The 17,899-nt window shown below is 42.2% G+C and carries 15 protein-coding genes; 3 read left to right on the top strand and 12 right to left on the bottom strand.

Features of this window, described 5'->3' with window-relative positions:
* Nucleotides 1–35: 35 nt before the first annotated feature.
* From purD to NQ488_05770, 7 genes are all read right to left on the bottom strand, one after another.
* Nucleotides 36–1,310: a phosphoribosylamine--glycine ligase gene (gene purD, locus NQ488_05800; protein ID UWN96810.1), complete on the bottom strand. Its 1,275-nt coding sequence runs from the start codon at nt 1,308–1,310 to the stop codon at nt 36–38.
* Nucleotides 1,311–1,324: 14 nt separating this feature from the next.
* Nucleotides 1,325–1,918 carry a phosphoribosylglycinamide formyltransferase gene (gene purN / locus NQ488_05795; protein ID UWN96809.1) on the bottom strand — a complete coding sequence of 198 codons (594 nt, stop codon included), beginning with the start codon at nt 1,916–1,918 and terminating at the stop codon, nt 1,325–1,327.
* Between the two features lie 100 nt (nt 1,919–2,018).
* A complete protein-coding gene (gene purM / locus NQ488_05790) occupies nt 2,019–3,044 on the bottom strand; it encodes a phosphoribosylformylglycinamidine cyclo-ligase (protein ID UWN96808.1) in 1,026 nt (341 codons plus the stop codon).
* A 73-nt stretch (nt 3,045–3,117) separates the two neighbouring features.
* Nucleotides 3,118–3,627, bottom strand: coding sequence for a 5-(carboxyamino)imidazole ribonucleotide mutase (gene purE / locus NQ488_05785; GenBank protein ID UWN96807.1), 510 nt, complete (start codon nt 3,625–3,627; stop codon nt 3,118–3,120).
* A 107-nt stretch (nt 3,628–3,734) separates the two neighbouring features.
* Nucleotides 3,735–4,787, bottom strand: coding sequence for a histidinol-phosphate transaminase (hisC, locus tag NQ488_05780; protein ID UWN96806.1), 1,053 nt, complete (start codon nt 4,785–4,787; stop codon nt 3,735–3,737).
* 36 nt (nt 4,788–4,823) lie between these two features.
* Complete coding sequence (locus tag NQ488_05775; protein ID UWN96805.1) at nt 4,824–6,017, bottom strand: pyridoxal phosphate-dependent aminotransferase; 1,194 nt, start codon at nt 6,015–6,017, stop codon at nt 4,824–4,826.
* 83 nt (nt 6,018–6,100) lie between these two features.
* On the bottom strand, nt 6,101–6,787 hold the full coding sequence (locus tag NQ488_05770) for an adaptor protein MecA (protein ID UWN96804.1): 687 nt from the start codon (nt 6,785–6,787) through the stop codon (nt 6,101–6,103).
* A 99-nt stretch (nt 6,788–6,886) separates the two neighbouring features.
* Between NQ488_05770 and NQ488_05765 the strand changes: the two genes are divergently transcribed.
* Nucleotides 6,887–8,128 carry a cell wall hydrolase gene (locus NQ488_05765; protein UWN96803.1) on the top strand — a complete coding sequence of 414 codons (1,242 nt, stop codon included), beginning with the start codon at nt 6,887–6,889 and terminating at the stop codon, nt 8,126–8,128.
* 43 nt (nt 8,129–8,171) lie between these two features.
* A complete protein-coding gene (locus tag NQ488_05760) occupies nt 8,172–9,248 on the top strand; it encodes a glycosyltransferase family 2 protein (protein ID UWN96802.1) in 1,077 nt (358 codons plus the stop codon).
* Between the two features lie 129 nt (nt 9,249–9,377).
* Here NQ488_05760 and NQ488_05755 read toward each other — a convergent pair whose 3' ends face one another.
* Both NQ488_05755 and fliB read right to left on the bottom strand, forming a co-directional pair.
* Nucleotides 9,378–11,018 carry an ATP-binding cassette domain-containing protein gene (locus tag NQ488_05755; GenBank protein UWN96801.1) on the bottom strand — a complete coding sequence of 547 codons (1,641 nt, stop codon included), beginning with the start codon at nt 11,016–11,018 and terminating at the stop codon, nt 9,378–9,380.
* A gap of 107 nt (nt 11,019–11,125) precedes the next feature.
* Nucleotides 11,126–12,259, bottom strand: coding sequence for a flagellin lysine-N-methylase (gene fliB / locus NQ488_05750; GenBank protein UWN96800.1), 1,134 nt, complete (start codon nt 12,257–12,259; stop codon nt 11,126–11,128).
* 155 nt (nt 12,260–12,414) lie between these two features.
* On the opposite strand from fliB, the gene NQ488_05745 reads away from it, so the two are divergent.
* Nucleotides 12,415–12,933: an ECF transporter S component gene (locus tag NQ488_05745; protein UWN96799.1), complete on the top strand. Its 519-nt coding sequence runs from the start codon at nt 12,415–12,417 to the stop codon at nt 12,931–12,933.
* On the opposite strand, the gene NQ488_05740 is transcribed toward NQ488_05745, so the two are convergent.
* The 3 genes from NQ488_05740 to NQ488_05730 form a co-directional block, all read right to left on the bottom strand.
* A complete protein-coding gene (locus NQ488_05740) occupies nt 12,875–13,561 on the bottom strand; it encodes an HAD hydrolase-like protein (protein UWN96798.1) in 687 nt (228 codons plus the stop codon). The genes NQ488_05745 and NQ488_05740 overlap by 59 nt on opposite strands.
* A gap of 65 nt (nt 13,562–13,626) precedes the next feature.
* Nucleotides 13,627–15,936 (bottom strand): DNA topoisomerase 4 subunit A, encoded by a 2,310-nt coding sequence (locus NQ488_05735; GenBank protein ID UWN96797.1) that lies wholly within the window; start codon nt 15,934–15,936, stop codon nt 13,627–13,629.
* 33 nt (nt 15,937–15,969) lie between these two features.
* On the bottom strand, nt 15,970–17,892 hold the full coding sequence (locus NQ488_05730) for a DNA gyrase subunit B (protein UWN96796.1): 1,923 nt from the start codon (nt 17,890–17,892) through the stop codon (nt 15,970–15,972).
* Nucleotides 17,893–17,899: the final 7 nt, after the last annotated feature.

Genomic DNA, 17,899 nt, shown 5'->3' with positions numbered 1-17,899 from the left:
TGCCACTGTCCATATTATACATATCAGCCCTGACTCTATGCTTCGTCTATAGCCTTGCCGATATCATGTCTCATATATTTGTTCTTAAAATCAACCCATTCAACTGCCTTGTAAGCATTAGCACGTGCTTCCTTAAGTGTATCTCCCAGAGCTGTTACACCGAGCACACGCCCTCCGTTGGTAACGACCTTGCCCTCAGCATTGAAAGCTGAGCCTGCATGGAAAAGATAATATCCATCCTTACCTTTGAAGTTCTCCATTCCGGTAATCTCAAATCCTTTCTCATATGATACAGGATATCCGTCAGATGCAAGTACTACGCAGACAGCAGCTTTGTCTGAGAACTTAAGGTCTATCTTATCTAGTGTTCCGTCAATACATGCCTCAAACACGTCAATAATATCGTTCTCCATTCTTGGAAGAACAACCTGTGCCTCAGGGTCACCAAATCTTGCATTGTATTCAAGTACTCTTGGTCCCTTCGGAGTAAGCATAAGACCGAAGAAGATTACACCCTTGAAAGGTCTTCCCTCTGCCTTCATGGCATCTACAGTTGCCTGATAGATATGTGCCTTACAGAAATCATCCACTTCCTTAGTATAGAAAGGACTTGGAGAGAAGTTACCCATACCGCCTGTATTAAGCCCCTGGTCTCCATCCTTGGCACGCTTATGATCCTGTGCGGACGACATAATCTTAATTGTGCTGCCGTCAACAAATGAGAGGACTGATACCTCACGTCCTGTCATAAACTCCTCTATAACGATGGTATTACCGGCTGAGCCAAACTTCTTATCAAGCATAAGCTCATTAACACCTTCCATAGCTTCTTCCTTAGTCTGGCAGATAAGAACACCCTTACCGAGCGCAAGTCCGTCAGCCTTAAGAACTATAGGATACTCTGATGTCTCGAGATACTTCTTAGCCTCTTCTGCTGATGTAAATGTCTCATATGCAGCAGTAGGGATGTTATACTTCTTCATAAGATCCTTTGAAAATGCCTTAGAACCCTCAAGTATTGCCGCATTCCTACGAGGTCCGAATACTCTTAACCCTTCTGCCTCAAATGCATCTACAATTCCGCCAACAAGCGGATCATCCATTCCGACTACTGTCAGGTCAATGGCATTATCTTTTGCAAACTTTACAAGCTTGTCAAATTCCATTGCCTTAATATTAACGCACTCTGCAATCTCAGCTATTCCTGCATTGCCGGGTGCACAATATATCTTATCAACACGGCTGCTCTGAGCAACCTTCCATGCTATTGCATGCTCACGTCCGCCGCTGCCAATAATAAGTACCTTCATTATACTCTCCTTTATCAGTGTATTCTTCCATTGGCAATCATATCAATTGCCTGAGGAAGTATCTTCCACTCAGCCTGTTCCATTACTCTTCTCTGCAGAGTCTGTGGAGTATCATTCTCCAATACGTCTACAGCCTTCTGAAGAATTATTCGTCCGGTATCCATTCCTTCATCTACAAAATGAACTGTTGCACCCGTAACCTTAACTCCCTTTTCCAGTGCGGCCTCGTGAACCTTAAGTCCGTAAAATCCGACACCACAAAAAGATGGTATAAGTGACGGATGAATATTTATTATTCTGTGATTGTACTGATGAACCATCTCCTCAGGAATCTTTACAAGGAATCCTGCAAGAACAACCAGATCCACATTATAAGCATTAACCTTATTAAGAAGCTCCCTGTTGAATGTATCGCGGTTCTCATAGTCCTTAGGTGATACACACACAGCCTCTATACCATTCTCACGTGCTCTTGTAAGCGCATATGCATTGGCATTATTGCTTATTACAACAGCAATCTCCGTATTGGTGATAGTTCCTGCATTAATTGCATCTATAATTGCCTGAAGGTTAGTTCCGCCTCCTGACACCATAACTGCTATTCTCATACTAATCCCCATTCCTGCGCAGCCAGTTGCGCATCTCAAGTTAGTGCGCAGGCACAAATCCTGCATGTGAAAATCATAGATTTATCACACTATTCAATTATTAAATCAGAGTTACACCCTTCTCGCCGGCTTCTACCTGACCGATAACATAGCCCTTCTCGCCAGCCTTTTCAACTGCTGCAAGCACTGTGTCAACATCCTTTGAATCAACTGCAAGTACCATACCGATACCCATGTTGAATGTATTGTACATAATCTTTTCTTCGATATCGCCATCTGTAGCAAGCATTCTGAATATAGCAGGTACCTCATAGCTGTCCTTCTTAATAACAGCGCGTACGCCGTCATGAAGCATTCTAGGAACATTCTCGTAGAAACCGCCGCCTGTAATATGGCTGCATCCCTTAACTCTTACGCCCGCATCCTTAATCTCACGAAGAGTCTTAACATATATCTTCGTTGGAGCAAGAAGCGCCTCGCCAAGAGTCTTACCAAGGCTGTCATAATATGTGTTAAGTGATTCCTCTGTCATTGTAAATACACTTCTTACAAGAGAGAAACCATTACTGTGAACGCCTGATGATGCGATACCTACAAGTGTATCTCCCGGCTTAATATCTGCCCCTGTAATAAGATTCTTCTCATCAACAACACCTACCGCAAATCCTGCAAGGTCATATTCATCAGCAGGATAGAATCCCGGCATCTCTGCTGTCTCACCACCGATAAGCGCCGCATCAGACTGGATACATCCTTCTGCTACACCCTTAACGATATTGGCAATCTTCTCCGGCTCATTCTTGCCGCAAGCTATGTAATCAAGGAAGAAAAGCGGTTCACCGCCTGCACATGCAATATCATTAACACACATTGCAACACAGTCGATACCTACTGTATCATGCTTGTCCATTAGAAATGCAACCTTAAGCTTTGTACCTACGCCATCTGTTCCAGATACAAGTGTAGGCTTCTCCATATCCTTGAACTTCTCCATGGAAAATGCTCCTGAGAATCCTCCAAGATTAGTAAGCACCTCTGGTCTCATTGTCTTCTTAACATGCTCCTTCATGAGCTCTACTGACTTATATCCGGCCTCAATATCAACGCCTGCCTTCTTGTAATCCATCTTCTTCTCCATTCCGCGGTTGTTCCGCACTGTTATTTCGCTGTTTGTTGTTTTGCTTTATGATATATTGATATTATTTATTCATATATGCCTTATAGCCTACTTCCTGAAGTCTGGCATCCTTAGCCTGAACGCTCTCCTTAAGTTTCTGTGAGTAAGCCTTAAGCTTCTCCAACAGCTTATCATCTGATGTTGCAAGAATCTTTGCTGCAAGAAGTCCTGCATTAGCGCCACCATTTATAGCAACCGTTGCAACCGGAATTCCTGATGGCATCTGTACTATTGAATAAAGTGAATCCCTTCCACCAAGGCTTGTTGTATGCATTGGGATACCAATTACAGGCATTGGGAAAATAGCTGCACACATGCCCGGCAGATGTGCTGCCATTCCTGCTCCTGCTATTATTACCTTAAATCCTTTCTCTTCTGCTGTCTTAGCATAGTTAAAGAAAACATCCGGCTCTCTGTGTGCTGATATAATTGTCATCTCATAATCAATTCCAAGCTCTTCAAGAACATCAGCAGCCTTAGCCATGATTGGCATATCTGAGTCACTGCCCATTACAATTCCAACTTTAGCCATTGTATTAATCTCCCTTAATAAAATTAATCTTTTAATATCACACAATTAATGCGTATTAAAGCCACATATATTAAATATACTAGTTTATGTCTATGTAGTCAACAAATTTACAGAATATCTTCAAGTGCAGCAAACAATGCATCCATCTGTTCATCCGTTCCTATTGAGATTCTGAGATAATCATCAATCCGCGGCTTGTTAAAATACCTTACATATATATTGCGTTTCTTAAGCTCCTCAAATATATATGCTCCCTTTGCTTCCTTATGCTTTGCAAATATAAAGTTAGCCTTGGAATCAGGGAATTCAAAGCCCAGCTTCTTCAGACGCTCCTTTGAACGCTCTCTTGTTGCAATAATCTTAGCCGTACATTCTTCAAAATACTGCTTATCATTGACAGCCGCAGCTCCATACACAATTGACGGTCTGTTTATTGTGTATGAATTAATTGAAAACTTAACATCATTCATAGCCTTAATAAGTTCAGGATTACCGATTGCATAGCCTATTCTCATGCCTGCCATTGAACGTGACTTTGAAAATGTCTGTATAACAAGCAGGTTATCATATCTGTCAATAAGCTCAAGTGCAGACTTGCCGCCAAAATCAATATATGCCTCATCAACCATCACAATAACATCCCTGTTATGTGCTATTATATCCTCTACCTCTGACAGTTCCTTATACAGTGCAGTCGGTGCATTAGGGTTAGGGAATATTACACCGCCGTTAGGCTCATAATAATCCGATGATACAATGATAAAATTCTCATCAACAGGCACTGCCTTGTAAGGAATACGGTAAACATCCGCCCATACGCTGTAGAAGGAATAAGATATATCAGGAAACAGGACCGGCTTGTCTGAATTAAAAAATGTAAGAAATGCCATTGAAATAACATCATCAGAACCAACTCCGACAAATACCTGATTGCTTCCTACCTTATAATAATCTGCTATTGCTCCCACAAGGTCAGTTACACATGGATCAGGATACAGTCTTAATGTATCAAGGTCAAATTCATTGGCTGCCTTAACCGCTGCCGGTGATGGCGGATAAGGGTTCTCGTTAGTATTAAGCTTTATTACGTTAGCAATCTTAGGCTGTTCACCCGGTACATACGGTTCAACACGCCTTATGTTTTTTTCCCATTCTCTCATTAATCTTAATCTCCATTTCTGCAAGCTGCTTGGCTATTATCTGCTAAGTCCCATCTCCTGTGCTATCTCAGCGAATCTTGGAAGTGAGTTGATTATTGTGTCATATGATACGCAATATGCTATCCTTACATATCCCGCACATTTGAAGGAGCTTCCCGGAACAAGCAGGACATTATGTTTCTTGGCAACATTACAGAATTCCTTTTCATCAGGAACCGGCGACTTTACAAACAGATAGAATGCACCCTGTGGCTTAATGCACTCAAATCCGAGCTTAACAAGTCCGTTATAGAGTGCCTCACGGTTTCTGTTATAACTGTCAACGTCACACTTGGCATCAATACATCTTGCTACCGCTCTCTGCATAAGGGAAGGTGCATTGACAAAGCCAAGCACACGTGTTGCGATTGCCGCAGCAGTCTTCATCTGCTCTGCATCATCTACTTCATCAGGGATTACAAGATATCCGATTCTCTCACCCGGAAGTGAAAGTGATTTGCTGAATGAATATCCTACTATTGTATTATTGTAGTACTTTGTAATGTAAGGTACTTCGACTCCGTCATATGCGAGTTCTCTGTATGGCTCATCCGATACAATGAATATCTCTGTTCCATATTCCTTCTGCTTAGCATCAAGAATTGCAGCTACTTTTTTGATTGTCTCCTCTGAATATACAACACCTGTAGGATTATTCGGATTGTTAATGATAAGTGCCTTAGTCTTAGGTGTTATCTTTCTTTCAAGATCTTCTATATTAGCCTGAAATGTCTCTGTGTCAGGATCTATTGCAACGAGCTTACCGTCATAATTAGATACATAGCTGTTGTATTCTACAAAATATGGTGAAAATGTAAGTACTTCGTCTCCCGGATTAAGAATTGTCTTAAATATAACATTCATTCCACCGGCAGCACCTACTGTCATTATAATGTTGCTCTGGTTAAATGATGTTCCGAATCTTCTGTTAATGGAATCTGCTATTGTTGCACGTACATCTTCATACCCTGCATTACTCATATAACCATGTACGAATATTGAAGGCTCTTCATCAAGTATATCCTTAACTGCCCGGTTAAGTTCTTCAGGTGCCGGAACACTTGGATTGCCAAGGCTGAAATCAAATACATTCTCTGCTCCGTATATTCCCGCAAGTCTCTTCCCTTCCTCAAACATCTCACGGATTACTGAATTATTATTAACAAGTCCTACCATTCTTTCTGCAATCACTGTATCTACCTCCTGCTTAAGCATTTATAATACACATTTATTTAATGATATACCAAAAAAAAGCAAATATCAATATTGCAATGTTACAGATATTTAGTATTCTCGATTACCTTCTTCGCCATTATGCAGTCATAATGTTCTCTCATATTATTAACAAACAGTGCTCCGCATTCAACCTCACGCGCATATTCATTCGCCTCAAGACATGCACTGAGAAACTTCTGCTTTGCCCCCCTGCCCTTGGATATCTCAAGATAATATGTGCCGTCATTGCTCTTATATAATGAAGTCTTCATATTCTTTGCGTATCCTCTTACGGCATTACAGTAACATACAACACTGTCAAGACTGTCAAAACCGAATATACGGCATGTAGGCGGTACAACCTCGCGTACAGCTCCCGTATCATCATCCTGTATCTGTGCTTCTGTGTTATCCACGCTGCCGTCAGCCTGCCTTGCAGGGCTCGCAAGCTCCTTCAGCATATTCTGCATATTGCCGAGCACGTCATCAAATTCTCTGTTCCTGCTGCCTGTAATGGTAATGGCAAGTCCGTTATTGGGAAGCGGCATAAGCTGCATTGAAAGCATGTTGCCGTCATTCTCATATCCAATCTCTTCCCTTGCACGTTCCATTATATTCTCGAGAAAATCATGTATCTTATCTCTGTTACTTGAGAAAAAGTCAGCAAGTCCTATATCATTTTCTTCCATATCACTTTCTGTCAGGACACATCTGATTGTATTTTCGTCTATTTTCTTAAATGTCATATCTGCCTCTTAATCTTTTATTTTACTTTCATATTGAAAACTGTTATAATTGCCATATGATTATAGCACACTATTATACACGATACACAGGGTGATGTCATGAATTATTTATTAAAAATTAAAATTAAGCCCGTGCTCGCATCCGTTTTATGTATAGCACTGATTGTTACCGGCATAATGCAGAGCCCGGTAATGTCTTATGCCGTATCCACTCAGGAGAAGCTTGACCAGACCAATGAGCGTCTTGATGAACTGCGTAAGAACCAGAGTGAACTCAACTCTGATCTGGCAGGCCTCAATGACAAGCTTGATTCGGCATCCACTTCACTTACCGACATTCAATCTCAGATTGACGAAAAAGAAAAAGAGATTACACAGCTTGAAAAGGATATTGAGACTGCACTTAAGTTTGAAGAAGAGCAGTATGATGCCATGAAGCTGCGTATTAAATATATGTATGAGAACGGCTCATCTTCCACTGCCATTGCACTTCTTCTTGAATCAGGTGACATGGAAGATTTTCTCACACGTGCCGAATACATATCCAGGATAAGCGATTATGACCGCCATATGCTTGAGGAATATCACAATAATTATACAACTCTCGTTGAATCACGCGAGAAGCTTAAGGAAGACAGAGAGAAGCTTCTTGCTCTTGAGGATAATGCAAAGAAACAGCAGGACAGCATCCAGCAGCTTGTGAGCGATACACAGACAAAGATTGATTCTTCAACAGACGAGATTGCAGAAGCTGAAGCTCTTGCTCTTGAATACGAGAAGCAGATTGAAGCTGAGATTATAGCCCGTCAGGAGGCCGAACGCAAGGCTGCTGAAGAAGCCGCGCGTAAGGCTGCTGAGGAGGCCGCCAGAAAAGCCGCCGAAGAAGCCGCAAAGAATAACCGTAATAACGGCGGTAATTCCAATACAACCGTTGATACGGTTGCAATTCCAGACGGAATGACTCTTATACAGCAGCAGACCTCAGGAACAACGATTAACTATACAGACAATGACCTTGCAATGCTTGCCGCAATTGTTGAATGTGAGGCAGCCAATCAGCCATATGAAGGTAAGACCGCTGTTGCAAGTGTTGTCATCAACCGCATGAACAACCCAAGGTGGCCAGGCACTATGTCTGAGGTTCTCTATCAGCCATACCAGTTCACGCCGGTACGAAGCGGCCGTTTTGCAATTGTCCTCGCAAGAGGTGCCAATGCAGCATGCACACAGGCAGCCCTTGATGTACTTAATAACGGTGTAACAATCAATGCCGTATTTTTCCATGTTGTACGTCCGGGCGAGACCGGAGGCACTGTGATTGCAGACCACATTTTCTTCTGATTATATTTCTGATTACAATATTAACGAATGGAGCTGATTTATCATGCCAACTGTAAGCCTTTGTATGATTGTCAAGAATGAAGAAGCTGTTCTTGCAAGATGCCTTGACAGCCTTAACGGCCTTATGGACGAGATTATCATAGTCGATACCGGTTCGACCGATTCAACCAAGGATATTGCCGGACTTTATACGGATAAAGTCTATGATTATGAATGGACTGATGATTTTGCCGCGGCAAGGAACTTTTCATTCTCGCTTGCTACGATGGACTACATATATGCGCCTGATGCCGATGAAGTTCTTGATGATATTAACCGTATGCGTTTTGAACAGCTTAAGGCTGCTCTCCTTCCCGAGGTTGAGATTGTCCAGATGAAGTACCACACTGTTACCGGATTTGATACAGTACTCAACTCAAAGACAGAATATCGTCCAAAGCTCTTCAGGCGCCTGCGCACATTTACATGGATTGACCCGATACATGAGACGGTGCGCACATCGCCTGTTGTATATGACAGTGATATCGAGATTCTCCACATGCCGCAGTCCATGCACAGCAAGCGTGATTTTTCAATATTTCTCAAAGCTTATAAGCGTGACGGAATGCTCTCTCCAAGAATATGCAATATGTATGCGCGGGAGCTTATTAAGGGCGGCGATGAGAACGATTTTAAAGATGCCCTCCCCGTGTTCCTGCAGCTTTATGAATGCACAGAATCGGAGGATGCCCGCAAGGAATATGCATGTGTGCTTGCGCATGCCTACAGGCTTATGCATGAGCCTGATTTCTTTTTCAAGTATGCCCTCAAAGACATGGTTACATCGGCATGCTCCGAGATGTGCTATGAGATAGGTCTTTATTACGAAGCCGCAGCGGATTATAATGAGGCTGTAGTATGGTTTATAAATGCATATTCCGAGACTGACAGCATTCTTGACATACACACAGGCGGTGACCTTGCCCTTACACATCTGGTATCGTGCTATGACAATATTATCAATACACTTGAAGCCTCCGATGGAGATTATGATTATGAACTCATTGCGGCATATCGTACTGAACGCGATCAGTACAAAAGTGCTCTTGACAATTGGACACTTCCCAACGAGCTTGCCTGATACAACAATAATATAACAGGCTTCAGCCCTGTATCTGCCACGTATTTTTTATAACACAAAAAAGCTTCCGTACTTTCTCTTAAGAGTCGTTCGGAAGCTTTTGTATTATAATCGTTTATATTTATTTAATTAATCTTCATCCTCTTCAGCAACATTATCGACTACACCCTGTCTCTTCTTAGCCATCTCATCACTTGCAAGATATTCGTCATAAGTTGTCATCTTGTCGATAAGCTGTCCGTTAGGCATAATCTCCATAATTCTGTTGGCTGTTGTCTGGATAAACTGATGATCGTGTGATGTAAACAGTGTTACTCCAGGGAACTTAATGAGTCCGTTGTTAAGTGCTGTAATTGACTCCATATCAAGATGGTTCGTAGGGTCATCAAATATAAGAATGTTCGCACCTGATATCATCATCTTTGAAAGCAGGCAGCGAACCTTCTCACCACCGGAGAGAACCTTTACCTTCTTCATTCCGTCATCACCCGCAAAAAGCATTCTTCCAAGGAAGCCTCTTACATATGTTGTATCCGGATCAGGTGAATACTGTGTAAGCCACTCAACAATAGTACTGTCACTGTTGAATTCAGCACCGCTGTCCTTAGGGAAGTATGCCTGTGAAGTTGTAACACCCCACTTGAATGAACCCTCATCCGGCTCAATCTCACCTACAAGTATTCTGAAAAGAGTTGTCGTTGCAGCCTCGTTGGAGCCAACGAACGCAATCTTATCATCATGTCCTACGATAAATGATATGTTATCAAGTACCTTTACCCCGTCTATTGTCTTAGAAATGCCGTCAACAACGAGCACGTCATTACCAATCTCTCTGTTAGGTCTGAAGTCAATATACGGATATTTGCGGCTTGAAGGACGGATATCATCAAGCTCAATCTTCTCAAGAGCACGCTTTCTTGATGTAGCCTGCTTTGACTTTGAAGCATTGGCTGAGAATCTCTGGATAAAGTCCTGAAGCTCCTTTATCTTCTCTTCCTTCTTCTTGTTAGCTTCCTTCATCTGACGGATAAGCAGCTGGCTTGACTCATACCAGAAGTCATAGTTACCTGCATAGAGCTGAATCTTACCATAGTCGATATCTGCAATATGTGTACATACCTTATTAAGGAAATATCTGTCATGTGACACAACGATAACGGTATTATTGAAGTTGATAAGGAATTCCTCAAGCCACTCAATTGCATCAAGATCAAGGTGGTTAGTAGGCTCATCAAGAAGAAGTATGTCAGGATTACCAAAAAGTGCCTGTGCAAGAAGCACCTTAACCTTAAGACTTCCGTTAAGATCCTTCATGAGCGTATAATGATACTCTGTATCAATTCCGAGTCCGTTAAGCATTGTAGCTGCATCTGACTCAGCTTCCCATCCGTTCATTGTTGCAAACTCTGCCTCAAGTTCACTTGCCTTGATTCCGTCTTCCTCAGTGAAATCCTCCTTGGCATAGATTGCATCCTTTTCCTTCATTATCTCATAAAGACGCTTATTACCCATGATTACAGTGTCAAGCACCGGGTATTCGTCATACTTAAAGTGGTCCTGTTCGAGGAAAGAAAGTCTCTGTCCAGGTGTGATAATTACATCTCCCTTGGTCGGCTCAATCTGGCCTGTAAGAATCTTAAGAAATGTAGACTTACCGGCACCGTTTGCTCCAATAAGACCATAGCAGTTACCTTCTGTAAACTTAATGTTTACATCCTCAAAGAGCGCCTTTTTGCCCAGGCGCAATGTAATATTGCTGGCTGCGATCATGTAAACCTCCAAAAAATTCAATCAATAAAAAAACACAACACTTCTATTGTACAAAAATCTGTAAAAAAAACAAGTACTTTTTCAATTTAAAGTGATTTAAAGTGTATTTAAAACATATTTCTGAGATTGCCCGCACTAAGCTCATCCCCAAAAAGGAACTCTTCGCAGACAGCCTCAACATTATCCTCTGAATATTCGACCTGCCTTGAAAATACTCTCACAAGCTTTATTATATCTTCCCTTGTAACACCGCCGTTCTGCTTCCCGGCAAGCGCCGCAAGCATCTGCCTGATTATAAGGCAGCAGGCCGCCGCAAACTTAACTTTATCAAGCTGGTTGCAGTCCCATACGGCTTTCATATAATATCTGAAGATAAAATATTTCATAAGATTCTCCATAAGGAGCTCATAATCAGGTATAATTGAGCACAGTTCATCCGTCAGCTTCATGAAGCCGTCTTCTTCAAATATTGTCTGCCTTACAAGCGATGACCATTCCTCCCATGAAGAATTAAGCTGTTCAAGTCCGTCATATATATCAAAAAGCAGTATACAATTGTCAGCCGCATCCCCACTTGTCTCAAGCTCATATTCCTCAGGCTCTTCGTTAATCTTCTCCTGAAGGCTGACTGCATACTCAAGCACATCCGAAATTCTTGACTTCACCGGTCTTGTCCTGTCCTCAAGGATGTTAATAATGTCAGCTCTTGCAGCCAAAAGCATTCCCGCATCGGTTTCCTCTGAATCTCCTATTTTTTCACATGTATCTGCTTCTTCGCAATTATTTTGTTCGCCGGCTTCTTCAGTTTCTTCTGTCCCGGTATCTGTTATACAAAGCTTACCTTCATCAAAAAGTATAAGTGCTTCTGCTGCCTCGCAGGCAAGTCCCACGCCATGCTCCGTTACCTCTGTTCCATTCTGTACATATGTAAGACTGTATCGCGGAAATTCCCTGCACACAACTCCCATGTGCTCTTCTCCAAGACTGACGCATATGCTGCACAGTCCCTCGGCATCAAGATGCGGACACTGTCCGTCTGCAAGTCTGAAGCATGTATCTCCGTCCTCATCCGTAATAAGCGAATCTGTTATTCTTCTGCCTATACTGCCGCCAAGGCTTCTGTAATAATCCTCAGTTTTCTTATCAAGTTCTATAAGCCATCCGCCGCGGCAGCAGTTATCGCTGCATTTTGATGCCGTACATCTGAATTCGTCATAGTAATGTGGTTTTCTGACAATCATTATGTCTCCGTTTCTGCACATCCTGTGCAAACTGGTATTATTATTTTTTCGGTAATTGGATATTTTATTATATCCATAATAACATTATCATGATGCATAGGTCAGAAAAACGTAAGACCCAGACATCAATATTCAAGACGAAAGAAGGTATTTCAATGAACAGTTCTAAAAAGTTAGACGTAAAGACATTAACATTCACTGCGCTGTTTGCAGCCCTTACTTATGTAGCAACAGCAATAATCAAGATTCCTACTCCCGGTACCGGCGGATACATTCATCCCGGTGATGCAATCGTAGTATTAAGCGGAATCATATTAGGCCCTGTGTATGGTGCTCTTGCTGCCGGCATTGGTTCTGCCATGTCAGACCTTCTCGGAGGATACTTCTTATATGTTCCTGCAACATTCATCATAAAAGCTGTTATTGCAGCAGTTGTTGCCGTTGTATATTCAAAGCTCCCGGCTTCATTATTCTGCTCAGTAAGATGTGCAGTATGCGGAATATTCTCTACAGTAATCGTAGCAGCAGGATATCTCATATTTGAGTCATTCATATACGGTGCAGGCGCACTTGCAAGTGTTCCAGCAAACATTGTACAGGGTGTTGCAGGCTTTATTATCGCTGCCCTTCTTCTTCCTGTGCTTCAGAAGATAATTCCAAAAGAAGCTGTTTAAGCTCCCCCATTGATGATACTATATATGTTGCGCCTGCGGCCTCAAGCTCTCCGGGCGCAGCATATCCAAAGTACACTCCTACAGATTCTATGCCGCATTCATTGGCGCCGATTATATCATGCTCACGGTCTCCGACCATGATAACTTTCTTTTTGTCATCTTCGCCTATTCCAAGCTTTTCAAATGCTTCCCTGATAACATCCGCTTTGACGCAGCTCCCATTTATCTTACCTCCGGCAACCACATCAAGATAAGGACGCATTCCGTATTCATCGACAATTCTCTCGGCAAATATGTCAGGCTTGGATGTTGCAAGTGCAAGTTCCGCTCCCTGTTTCTTAAGTGCGTCAAGCATATCCGTAACACCGTCATATATACTGTTTTCAAATATCCCTACATCTTTATAGCGCTCTCTGTATCTTTTTACGGCTTCCTTAGTATCAGCATCATTAAGTCCGTAATATTCCTTAAATGATACTTCAAGCGGAGGTCCGATGAACTTTATCAGATTATTAAGGTCCGGTTCATGTATTCCGATAGAATCAAGTGCATATTGAACACTTTTTGTTATACCTTCTTTTGGCTCTGTGAGCGTTCCGTCAAGGTCAAAAAGGATATACTTTTTCATATTATTCTCCATTCCGCAGGCACAAACAGCTGTGTAAAAAATCATATATCAATCTTATTTTCACACTAAACTCTTACCTTAGTTCCCTTAGTATCCCTGTGTGCGAGTTTCATTCTGCCAAGGTCAATTGTTTTTCCGCAATATTCCGTACTTACATCCTCTGTATTACCGATAAGATACACATCATCAACCGTGTCATCCTTAACCAGCTTTATTCCCCTTACTCCGACTGCATTTTTCTTCTTCTGCGGTATCTCTGTAAGAGGGAATTTTAAGAATACGCCATTCTCTGTCCGGACTACAACATTCTGGCTGCTCTCAATCACTTCATCCTCAGCCATTGAACCATCATAATTAAATCTTGAGTATACCTCTACTGTAGCATCTGTCTTAAGTATTGCAGCAATACTGTCACCATCAGCCAGCTTAGTTGCGGCAACAGTCTTTTTGGACGCTTCAAATTCAGAAGTATCCACAAGCTTCATCATACCCTGCTTTGTGACAAAAAGCAGCTTGCAGCCTGTTATATTACCTGCTGCGCTTAAGAATACTATATTCTCGCCGCTGCTGTCATAATTGCCGACATTATCAATAGGCACGCCCTTATCACGGAACTTTGTAAACGGAAGATCCATAACCTTTATCTGGTGGAGATTGCCGTTATCTGTAAATATATATATCTTGTCCGTGTTCATACACTTGAATATGTATTTATTTTCGTTATGCACCGCCTCCATATTGCGCTCATATGCCGCAATATCAATAGTCTTTGAATATCCGAAGCGGTCCATAATAAATACAACTTCCTGCTCTTTAACCTTCTCCTCTTCAAATACCGCAGCCTTGGCATCTTCGATAACTGTCTTTCTCGGAAGCGCATACTCTTTCTTAATTGCCTGAAGATCTTTCTTGATTACATTCTTCATTGCGGTTCTGCTTCCAAGTATCTTCTCGTATTCCGCAATCTTCTTAAGTGTCTGCTCATACTGCTTCTGAAGCTCTAATATCTCAAGTCCTATGAGACGGTACAGACGCAGTTCAAGAATCGCTGATGCCTGCCGTTCAGTGAAATGAAGTCCGGACGCTGCTTTTCTCGATGTCTCCGACTTAAAATTAATATCCTTTACATTACCGTTAACAAGACAGTCCTTTGCCTGTGAGCGGTTCTTACAGCCTCTTAATATCTCTATGATAAGGTCTATTATGTCACACGCCTTAATAAGACCTTCCTGAATCTCTTTATTGTCACGTTCCCTTGCAAGAAGCGTATTGTATTTTCTTGTTGCAAGCTGATACTGGAAATCAATATGGTGCTTTATTATTGACTTAAGTCCTAATGTCTCAGGCTTTCCATCAACGATTGCAAGCATATTTACACCAAATGTATCTTCAAGCTTTGTCTTTTTATAGAGCATATTCTTAAGCTTTTCAACGTCTGCATTACGCTTAAGCTCAAGTACGATTCTGATTCCTTCCTTGGACGATTCGTTAGAAATATCTACAATATCAGATGTCTTCTTGGTCTCAACAAGGTCAATTACGTCTGACAGGAACTTACCAATATTGGCGCCTATCATTGTATATGGAATCTCAGTTATGACAAGCTTATCACGCTCTGACTTCTTTGCTGCCGGTTCAAATACAACCTTGCCGCGGAGCTTGATCTTACCAGTGCCTGATTCATATATTGCGGGAAGCTCGCTCTTATTGACAACAAGTCCTCCTGTCGGAAAATCCGGTCCTATGACATACTCCATAAGCCCTTCAGTTGTTATATTCTCGTCATCCATATATGCACAGCATGCATCAACCACTTCCCCAAGGTTGTGTGTAGGTATATTGGTTGTCATACCAACAGCAATACCTTCAGCACCATTAATAAGAAGATTCGGTACTCTTACCGGAAGAACCTCCGGCTCCTTTTCAGTCTCATCAAAGTTAGGAATAAAATCAACAACATCCTTATCAAGATCTGCGAGATATACATCCTGAGTGAATTTTTTAAGCTTAGCTTCAGTATATCGCATGGCTGCGGCCCCGTCACCTTCTATTGAACCGAAGTTGCCATGTCCGTCAACAAGTGCCATCCCCTTCTTAAAATCCTGTTCGAGCACAACAAGCGTCTCATATATTGAACTGTCCCCGTGAGGGTGGTATTTACCCATTGTATCTCCAACTATACGCGCCGACTTACGGTGTGGCTTATCATAATTAAGTCCAAGCTGATCCATAGCATAGAGCACACGGCGCTGTACGGGCTTAAGTCCGTCCCTGGCATCAGGAAGAGCTCTCGCCGTAATAACGCTCATTGAATAATCTATGTATGACTTCTGCATAAGCTCAGAATATTCTGTTTTTACTATCTGTTCTGCCATTATGGTCTCCATTTCTATCATTAAGAAGCATAATTACGCATCTATCTCTGCTTCATTTGCATGTGTATAGATAAATTCACGTCTCGGTGCAACATCGCTTCCCATAAGCATTGATGTTACTTCCGTTGCCATTCTCGCATCCTCTATCTCCACCTGCTTTAATATTCTTGTCTCAGGATTAAGTGTTGTCTCCCACAACTGCTGCGCATCCATCTCACCAAGTCCCTTGTAGCGCTGCAGCGTGAAAGCTCCTGTATGTGTCTTACGGTATTTTTCAAGAGCCTTATCATCATATATATACTGCTCCTCGCCCTTCTTAGGTATCGCCTTATAAAGAGGCGGCGTTGCAATATACACATGGCCCTGATTGATAAGCTCCGGCATAAATCTGTAGAAAAATGTAAGCAGCAGCGTATCAATATGTGCACCGTCAACATCTGCATCCGTCATAATTATTATCTTGTTATATCTTAATCTGCTTATATCAAAATCATTGCCGTATCCCTCAAGGAAGCCGCAGCCAAATGACGTTATCATTGTCTTTATCTCTGCATTGGCAAGCACCTTGTCTATTGACGCCTTCTCAACATTAAGTATCTTACCCCTTATAGGAAGTATCGCCTGTGTTCTTCTGTTACGTGCAGTCTTTGCGGAACCTCCGGCTGAGTCTCCCTCTACAATGAACACTTCACATTCCTCAGGATTGCGGCTCTCACAGTTGGCAAGCTTGCCATTGGTATCGTATGAGAACTTCGGCTTAACAAGCATGTTGGTCTTAGCCTTTTCCTCAGCCTTCCTTATCTTAGCTGACTTTTCGGCACATGCAATAACACTCTTAAGTGTCTCAAGATTCTTATCAAAAAATAACTGAAGCTCCTCTCCCGTTATCTCTGCAACCACTTTGCCCGCATCAGGGTTATCAAGCTTCGTCTTGGTCTGTCCCTCAAATCTCGGTTCCGGGTGTTTGACTGCAATAATTGCCGTCATTCCGTTACGCACATCAAGTCCCGTAAAGTTAGCATCCTTATCCTTCAGAATTCCAAGTTCTCTTGCATATTGGTTAATTATTGTTGTGAACTTGCTCTTAAAGCCCGTTATATGAGTTCCGCCCTCCTGCGTATATATATTGTTGCAGAAGCCGAGGACATTCTCCTCGAACTCATTTACGAACTGGAATGCAGCCTCTACCTCTATTCCTTCACGCTTCTTCTTAAAATATATTATATCATGTATACACTCTTTTCCTTCGTTGAGATCCTTTATATATGACTTGATCCCGTCTTCTTCATGAAAAGTCTCTATGTCATCCCCAGGTGTCTCTATATGCCTTTTGTCCTCAAAATGGATTGTAAGTCCGGGATTAAGATACGCAGTCTCATGCAGACGGCTCTTTATAGCTTCCGCCTTGAATACTGTCTTCTCAAATATCTCTCCGTCAGGAAGAAATGTAATCGTAGAGCCGGTATCGTGCTTACGGCATGTTCCGGTCTGTGTAAGTTCTCCTGTTCTCCTGCCCTTTTCATAACGCTGATGCCATACTATGCCATCTCTTTTTATTGTAACTTCCAGCCACACAGATAAGGCATTGACGACAGATGCGCCAACGCCGTGAAGACCGCCTGATATCTTATATCCTCCATCACCGAACTTGCCCCCGGCATGAAGCATTGTAAATACTACATCAACTGTTGATATTCCTGCCTTGGGATGTATTCCCGTAGGTATACCGCGCCCGTTATCAGCAATTGTTGCCGAACCATCGGCATTAAGTGTTACCGTAATCTCCGAACAGAATCCCGCAAGGTGCTCATCAACGGCATTATCAGCAATTTCATAAATAAGGTGATTCAATCCCTTGGTGCCCACGCTGCCGATATACATTCCGGGTCTTTTTCTTACAGCCTCAAGCCCTTCAAGGATTGATATACTGCTCTCATCATATTTATTTCCAGCCATACTTTCT

Source organism: [Bacteroides] pectinophilus (assembly GCA_025146925.1).
GTDB lineage: Bacteria > Bacillota > Clostridia > Lachnospirales > Lachnospiraceae > Bacteroides_F > Bacteroides_F pectinophilus.
The sequence above is the reverse complement of the archived record's forward strand: the minus strand, read 5'-3'. Positions and strand labels throughout refer to the sequence as shown.